We start from the raw sequence: 8,132 nt of genomic DNA, 5'->3' as shown, positions 1-8,132 counted from the left end.
CTCGTGGATTTCACCGTCTGCTTGCTTGGTATTGGACACACCTTCAGCAAGCAGACCTCTCAACTAACCGGCTTTGTGAAGTACTGAGAATCGGTGTTCCAGTGTGGTCCACGGCAAAGGACCTGAAATGGGGCGTCCTTGGGGCGAGACGCCCACGGGACAGACACGAAAAACTCGTGGCGCGCGGCGACGGGCTATGCCCACGGTGGTCGTCGCCGCGAAAGATGGTCGAGACTGACAGGTCAGTCCACGTTTACGTCCTGACTCTCACCTCCTGTCGGGCGGCGGGTGCGCGGACGACAGGGACGGCAGTACCCGACTCGCTACGGCGACAGATATCCCGCCTCGATGTGGCCTGTTCGTCCGGCATACAATTATTTAGGCTACCCTAAAACACAAAAAGCCATCGGTTTCTAGGTGGGCCAAAAAGAAGCCGTCGATTACTCCTCGACGATGACGGTGCCAACCATCCCCGCGGCTTCGTGCGGAATACAGACGTAGCCGTGCTCGCCGGCCGTCTCGAACGTGTGAACGTAACTCTGACCGGACTGCACTGCCCCTTCCCCGTTCTCCCATCCCTCGCGTGCGGCCGATTCGCTCTCGAATCCGCCGGAGGCCCAGTAGGTCGCGTCCTCCGGAATCTCGTCCTCGTAGGCGGTGACCGAGTGCGGTTCGCCGCCGACGTGTTCCCAGGCGACTTTGTCGCCGACGCTGACGGTGAGTTCTTCCGGTACATACGCCACTGCTTCCATGTCGACGACGTGGTCGACGTCCTCTGGAACGCCCTCGACGACGTTCGGGCCGCCGGACAGCGACGACTCGGTCTCCTCGGACTCCTCGCTGCCGTGGCCACCGGACCCGCTCGGGGCGCTGTCGACAGCGCCGACGACAGCGAACTGCCCGGTTCGCGTCGCATCCGCCATCCGCGTCGGGTTGCCGTCGCCGTTCGTCAGCCCCTTCGAATAGTCGCTCAGCGCTGCCTCGAAGTTCTCGTAGGCGTCGTGGTCCGCTTCCTCCAGCATCTCGTGGACCCGGGCTTCCTCGAAGGTCGCGAAGACGTCCTGTACGATGGCCGTCGCGGCCTCCCCGTTGCCGCCGGCGCTCCCGGCGATGGCGTACGCCGCCGCGATGGCCTCGTCGTTGAACGCTGTCGCCGCACTGGTGACATCCCCACCGTCCTGAGCGGCGGCGCGAACGTCCGAAAGCGTCGATTCGAAGGTCTCGTAGATTTCCTCGTCGGCTTCTTCCAGTGCCTCGTGGAAGCCCGCCGCGCCGCTCTCGAAGTGGGCGAAGGTGTCCTGAATGACAGTCGCCGCGCGGTCGGTTTCCGACAGCGCCGCGAGCCCGGTCGCGTCGAAGGCCCGACCGATCATGTAGTCCGCCTCCGCCCCGCTGGCGACGGCCGTCGACAGGGCTGCTTCGAAGTCAAGCAGGGCCTGCTGAACTCCATCGTGGTGGGTCGCCACAGCCTCGCTGTCATCGTTCTCGTAGGCCGACTGGAGCGACACGAGGTGCTCCTCCTCGAAGCGGTGGTAGAGGTCCTCGCTCTCCTCCTCCATCGTCTCGTGGAACCCGAGTTCGTTCTCCTCGAAGCGGGCGAACACGTCCGAGACGACAGCCGCCGCGCTGTCGGCGTCACCGAGGCGATACAGTTCCCGGGCGTCCGCAATGCGTGCACGGAAGAAGGCTGACTCCAGCGCCGCCCGGGCGTCCTCGCCGCCGACCAGCGCTTCGATACCGGTCACGAGGTTCGTATCGACCGTTTCGGCGGCACTGTCGATGCCGTCCCCGCTACCGCTCTCGATGGCACTGGAAAGGTCCTCCAGTCCGCCCTCGAAGGCTTCGTAGGCCTCGCCGTCGGCCTCCTCCAGCGCGTCGTGTGCGTTCGCTCCCTCGAAGTGAGCGAAGACGTTCTCGACGGCCGTCGAGGCTGCATCGGCCGCGTCGTTGGCGGCGAGCCAGTCCGCATCGGCGACCCGGGCACGGTAGCTGTTCAGCGTGACCGTGTGCGCGTACGCCTGCCCGGGACCGCCGGCGGACGCGAGCGCAGCCGCGTCCCAGCCGCGGGCCTGCATCGTCGAGAGGTGGCCCGCGCCAGCGACCGCCTCTTGCTGGACCAGCGCATACGCGCCCGTGACGGTCGCATCGAGCGCGGCGCGGGCCTGTTCGGTGACGCCGCTTGCGTCTTCGTTGCCCGCGGCGGAACCGATTCCGGCCAGTGCGTTCTCGAAGGCCTCGTAGGATTCCGCATCTGCATCCTCGATCTGGCTGTAAACCAGTGCGTCTTCGAACGCGGTCATCGTCTCCTCCGCGACGGCAGCGGCCCCCTCGAACGCGCCCAGCGTCGCAGCCATGGCGGCGTTGCTCGCCCGACTGCCCAGCACGAGCAGGTCCAGCACTCTGGTGGCCTGCTGTCCGGCAGCGGCCTGCTGGGCTGTCTGGAGGTGGCCCGATGCCTCGTCCGCTGCCGAGGCGGCCGCCGATACGTCGCCCTCAGACAGCGACGACTGGACGGACCCGAGCGCGTCCTCGAACCCCTCGTATGCCGACTCGGACGTGGCTTCTAGCTGTTCGTGGGCTCCGTACTCGCCCGACGCCCCCTCGAAGCGGGCGAAAACGCTCTGGGCGACGGTCGCCCCTGCACCGGGTGCACCGGCCCGGCCCAGCGCGACGGCGTCGTACAGCCGCGCCCGGTAGACGTTCCACTCAGTCGCAACAGCGGTCATCGGCCCGACCGAGACGCCGCTTTCGTCCCCCTCGTCGGTTTCTGCAACCGTTCCCTGTTCTGTCGCTGCTTCGGTGTCCGCTGACGCCGTGTTCGGTTCGGACGACCCCTGGCTTGGACAGCCAGCGAGAAGTCCCGTCGCAGCGATCCCCACCGTCTTCAGCAAGTCGCGTCTCTGTGGCATACAGTCGATTAGGCAGGCCTAAAAGACTTAACAGCACCGATTTTTCGGCGAGCCTAAACTCTTTCGCGGCTACACGTCGTCACAGAGACAGCGCTACAGTTTCGCCGGTACTGACACCGAACGCTTCGTCGCCGCGGCCGCGGTTGACGGCGAGTTCGACGTTCCCGTGGCTGCCGACGGTGACGAGTCGCTGGCCCTGGTCGACGGCGGCGTAGGCTCGATGGACTGGGGCCTCGACACCGTCGACCGAGACCACCCCGCCGAACCGATCCGCGAGGACATCGCCGGGGATGTTCGTCACGGCGTTCCCGAAGTCATCGACGACGAGTACCTCGCCGGTCGCTCCGTCACCCTCGACTGCGGCCGCCGGGAACCGAAGGTCGACATAGTCGTCGGTCGGGTCGGTTTCGGGCCGTGTCTGGATAGTATCGACGCCGGTGTCGTGGACGGCCGCTGCGGCGGGCGCAAACACGTCCCGCCCGTGGAACGTCGTGCTCGCGGGGTCGTCGTAGGTCCAGGTGAACACCTCGAACGTGTTCGCTGCGTCGTTCTCGTTCTCAGCCAGTTCGCGGGCGACCGGCAGGAGGACGCCGTTGTCCGGGCCTACGAGCGCGTGCTCGCCTGCGCGAACCACGAGGGCGTCTCTGCCGGTCCCGACACCCGGGTCCACGACGACACAGTGGACTGCCGGCGGGAAGTACGGGAGCGTCTGCGTGAGCCAGAACGCTGCCGCCCTGACATCTTGCCGCGGAAAGTCGTGGGCGATATCCTCGATACGCGCGTCCGTCGCCCGACAGATGACGCCTTTCATCGCTGCGGGGTACGGCGAACCGAAATCGGAACTCAGCGTAATCATCAGTCGTCTAAGTCGTCGAGCGATTCGGTGACCGACTCGTCGCTTGCGGTGTACCGTTCGAGCGAGTCGCTGTCCGAAACGTGCTGGAGTCGTTTGATACCGTGGATCTCCTCGATAACGTTCACGACAGACGACGGGACCCGGTCGCGCCAGGACTCGTCGTCGATCATCCGCTGGCGGATCTCGCTGCCCTCAAGTCGGTCGCGGTCGAACATCGGCGACTGACGGACCTCGATGCCGGCCTCCTCGAACAGCCGGACGACCAGCGGATTGTTCGAGTATGCCACGTCGAAGTCCGGGCACATGCTCTCGACGTGGCTCACCCAGACGGCGTTGCGATTGATATCCTCGAGGGGCACGACGTAGGTCGTCAGGTCGTACTCCGCGACGGCCTTCGTAATCATCATGATTCGCTCGCCGGCGGTGAAGGGGTCGTGAGTGGTGTGTGAATCGTCGGCGCTTCCGATGCCCAGAACGAGTTCGTCCACCTCATCGGCGATACGTTCGACCATCGAGTGATGGCCGTTGTGGTAGGGCTGGAAGCGACCGATGTAGAACCCACGCATATTCCCCAGTGGGTGTGGTGGTTTGATAAACCCGACGACGCGGTACTACCGGAATACAAGCACACCCAATTCGGGCGCTGTACTGCGGTTTCCGGGGTGTTGCAACAACCGACACGGGGAGAAAGTATATCAGTCGACAGGCCTTCGATGAGGATGTTAGCAACGTTTGTATGAGCGACAACACCGACACCGACGCGACTCCCGACCCTGACCGGGAGGCATCCGACGCTGGGGAGGAAGAGGCGTCGACCAACGGGGCCAAACAGGACCCCGACGAACCCGCCTCTGAGCCCTCGGCCGACGAGCCATCCGACCCGTCCGAGGAGCGATGGGGCAGCGAGGGAGAAACGTCCGAAACGACACTCGGAAGCGATGTCCAAGTTGACGGCGAGTCCGAACTGGACGGAGACGAGGAGAATCTCCTCGGCGGTCTCGAGATCGAGTCGACCGCCGACATCGAAGTGCCAGACCGACTCGTCGACCAGGTCATCGGGCAGGACCACGCCCGTGACGTGATCAAGAAGGCGGCCAAACAGCGCCGCCACGTCATGATGATCGGCTCCCCCGGAACGGGGAAGTCGATGCTGGCGAAAGCGATGTCCCAACTGCTTCCGCGGGAGGAGCTGCAGGACGTTCTCGTCTATCACAATCCCGACGACGGCAACGAGCCGAAAGTTCGCACCGTCCCAGGCGGCAAAGGGGAACAGATCGTCGAGGCCCACAAAGAGGAGGCCCGCAAGCGAAACCAGATGCGGACCTTCCTCATGTGGATCATCATCGCCATCGTCATCGGCTACGCCCTGATCCTCGTCCAGCAAGTCCTGCTGGGGATTCTCGCGGCCGGTGTCATCTATCTCGCGTTCCGCTACGGTTCGCGCGGCAGCGACGCGATGATCCCGAACCTGCTGGTCAACAACGCCAACCAGAAGACTGCGCCGTTCGAGGACGCGACGGGCGCTCACGCCGGCGCACTGCTGGGCGACGTTCGCCACGACCCGTTCCAGTCAGGCGGGATGGAGACGCCGAGCCACGACCGCGTCGAACCCGGTGCCATCCACCAGGCCAACAAGGGCGTGCTGTTCGTCGACGAGATCAACACGCTCGATATCCGCAGCCAGCAGAAGCTGATGACGGCCATTCAGGAGGGCGAGTTCTCCATCACGGGCCAGTCCGAGCGCTCCTCGGGCGCGATGGTCCAGACCGAGCCCGTCCCCTGTGACTTCATCATGATCGCGGCGGGGAACCTCGACGCGATGGAGAACATGCACCCCGCGCTGCGCTCCCGTATCAAGGGGTACGGGTACGAGGTGTACATGGACGACACCATCGAGGACGACCCCGAGATGCGCCGGAAGTACGCCCGGTTCATCGCGCAAGAGGTCGAGAACGACGGGCGGCTCCCGCACTTCACCGAGGAGGCCGTCCAGGAACTCATTCTGGAGGCCCGGCGTCGCGCCGGCCGCAAAGGCCACCTCAGCCTGAAGTTCCGTGACCTCGGTGGGCTGGTCCGCGTCGCCGGCGACATCGCCCGCGCCGAGGACCGCGACCGCACCGAGCGAGCGGACGTGCTACAGGCCAAACGCCGGTCCCGGTCCATCGAGCAACAGCTCGCGGACAACTACATCGAGCGCCGCAAGGACTACGAGCTCACCGTCAACCAGGGCGACGTGGTCGGCCGCGTCAACGGGCTCGCCGTCATGGGCGAGGACAGCGGTATCGTCCTGCCCGTCATGGCCGAGGTCAGCCCGTCACAGGGTCCTGGCCAGGTCATCGCCACCGGACAGCTCAAGGAGATGGCCGAGGAGGCCGTCCAGAACGTCTCGGCGATTATCAAGAAGTTCTCCGACGAGGACATCTCCGAGAAGGACGTCCACATCCAGTTCGTTCAGGCCGGTGAAGGCGGCGTCGACGGGGACTCCGCCTCTATCACCGTCGCCACCGCGGTTATCTCCGCGATAGAAAACGTTCCGATCAAGCAGAACCTCGCCATGACCGGCTCGCTGTCGGTCCGGGGCGACGTGCTGCCGGTCGGCGGCGTTACCCACAAAATCGAGGCGGCTGCCAAGTCCGGCCTCGATACGGTCATCATCCCTGAAGCGAACACACAGGACGTGATGATCGAGGACGAGTACGAGGACATGATCGAGATCATCCCCGTCTCGCACATCTCTGAAGTCCTCGAGGTCGCCCTCGCCGGCGAAGCCGAGAAGGACTCGCTGGTCGACCGCCTCAAGTCCATCACGGGCAAGGCGCTCGATCACGAGGTCGGCCGGCAGAGCGGCAGTCCAAGTCCCCAATAGATGCCCGAGTGGGCCGCGTTCGTCGGCCTGACGGGGTTTCTTTTAACCGCGCTTCTCGGTCTCGCACGGCTCTCGCAGGGAGCCGTACGGTCCGACGGCGGCGTCTCGTCGACAGTCGACAGTACTTCGATGGCCACCGAACCCCAGAACCCGACTCTCCCACGCTTCGAGACGCAACGGGCGGCGGCCCAGCGACGGCAGATGCAGGATACGCTCGCCCCGAATGACCTCTCGACAGGGGCCTTACTTGCCAACGTCGCGTTCACGCAGGGGCTGTTCGGCGTGTTGCTGGTCGCCGGCGCGTTCTACTTCGAAATCCCGGCCAGTGCGTTCGGTATTACTGCGGACGCTCTCTCGACTGGACTGCCGGCGATAGCCGTCGGCATCGGCGCTGGCGTCGGGTTCTGGCTGGGCAACGAACTCGCCGCGGCGCTGGCCGACGGCTTCGGCGTCGCCTTCGACGAGTCGCTGCGGGAACTGCTCGCCCCGGACTCGGCCGGCGGCTGGGTCGTCCTGCTGGGCGGTGTCCTGCCGGTCATCGCTATCGTCGAGGAACTCCTCTTCCGGGCGGCGGCTATCGGCGTCCCCGTAGCCGGCCTCGACGCGCCGGCGTGGGCGATGGCCGTCGTCGCCTCCGTCGCCTTCGCGCTGGGCCACGGCGCACAGGGCCGGGTGGGCATCGTCGTCACCGGCACGCTTGGGCTGGCGCTCGCGGGCCTGTTCATCGCGACAAACAGCTTCCTTGCAGTCGTCGTCGCTCACTACCTCGTCAACGCCCTCGAACTGATCGTCCACGAGGGGCTGGGCGTCGACCGGCTCTGGGCCTAGAGGCCCTCGATAGCGCGGAGTTTCTGCTCGACGGGCGGCGGCGCGGCGCTCGGTCCGTCGCGAACCCGATGGTCCGGAATCAACAGCGGCACGGGGTTCGCGGCCAGCGCCTTCCGGACCTGCGCAAGGTCATCCTCGTCGTCGTCATCCAGATCTGGTGTCATCCGCGCGACCTGTGCAACTGAGGCGTCTTCGCCGTAGGGGATCTCTCGGACGGCTTCGAGCACTGTGCGCTGGTCCGTCGGGACAGTGAGACCGACGGTGACATCCGTGAAATCGTCCTCGACCCCCTGGAGATACTCGTCGATGCGGTCAAGCAGGGCGTGGTTCTCGCTGACATCGTCCTCGGGCTGAGAGGGGAACGACAGCGAGATGATCCGGTCGCCGGCCTCCCCGAGCTGGACGTATCGGTCGAGATACGACGACTCGCGGGCGTAAATTCCTGCGTCCCCGGTCGGTGCTTCCATACTAGCGTCGTCGGCCGGTCGCCCCTTCAACATTCGGCCTTGGATTGATTGAAGAGACAGACTGGGAAGCGATTTCGAACAGCCAGAAAGCTCCGAGGCGCTGGGAAGACGGCAGATTTGACCTCCTCCCACGCCTTCAGGCGTGGGATTCCCGCGGCACCGCACCGCTAGGTTGGGAGTTTCAGGTTTGTAGCCAGGTCGGCATG

The 8,132-nt window shown here is 65.3% G+C and carries 6 protein-coding genes; 2 read left to right on the top strand and 4 right to left on the bottom strand.

Features of this window, described 5'->3' with window-relative positions:
- Positions 1-440: 440 nt before the first annotated feature.
- From C442_RS16135 to C442_RS16125, 3 genes are all read right to left on the bottom strand, one after another.
- Positions 441-2,909, bottom strand: a complete 2,469-nt coding sequence (locus C442_RS16135; protein ID WP_049943057.1) for a DUF5059 domain-containing protein — start codon at positions 2,907-2,909, stop codon at positions 441-443.
- Positions 2,910-2,988: 79 nt separating this feature from the next.
- A complete protein-coding gene (locus C442_RS16130) occupies positions 2,989-3,765 on the bottom strand; it encodes an SAM hydrolase/SAM-dependent halogenase family protein (protein ID WP_008312307.1) in 777 nt (258 codons plus the stop codon).
- Positions 3,765-4,331, bottom strand: a complete 567-nt coding sequence (locus tag C442_RS16125) for a nicotinamide-nucleotide adenylyltransferase (RefSeq protein WP_008312306.1) — start codon at positions 4,329-4,331, stop codon at positions 3,765-3,767. Before C442_RS16125 ends, C442_RS16130 begins: the two co-directional genes overlap by 1 nt.
- A 170-nt stretch (positions 4,332-4,501) precedes the next feature.
- On the opposite strand from C442_RS16125, the gene lonB reads away from it, so the two are divergent.
- Together lonB and C442_RS16115 are read left to right on the top strand one after the other, a co-directional pair.
- Positions 4,502-6,631: an ATP-dependent protease LonB gene (gene lonB, locus C442_RS16120; protein WP_008312305.1), complete on the top strand. Its 2,130-nt coding sequence runs from the start codon at positions 4,502-4,504 to the stop codon at positions 6,629-6,631.
- On the top strand, positions 6,632-7,459 hold the full coding sequence (locus C442_RS16115; RefSeq protein WP_008312304.1) for a CPBP family intramembrane glutamic endopeptidase: 828 nt from the start codon (positions 6,632-6,634) through the stop codon (positions 7,457-7,459).
- On the opposite strand, the gene C442_RS16110 is transcribed toward C442_RS16115, so the two are convergent.
- Entirely contained in the window at positions 7,456-7,959 is a 504-nt protein-coding gene (locus C442_RS16110) for an MGMT family protein (RefSeq protein WP_080504330.1), read from the bottom strand. The two genes, C442_RS16115 and C442_RS16110, sit on opposite strands and share 4 nt — an antisense overlap.
- Positions 7,960-8,132: the final 173 nt, after the last annotated feature.

This window comes from Haloarcula amylolytica JCM 13557, assembly GCF_000336615.1.
Classification (GTDB): Archaea; Halobacteriota; Halobacteria; order Halobacteriales; family Haloarculaceae; genus Haloarcula; species Haloarcula amylolytica.
Note: the sequence above shows the minus strand (reverse complement) of the source record. Positions and strands in the feature narration are given on the sequence as shown.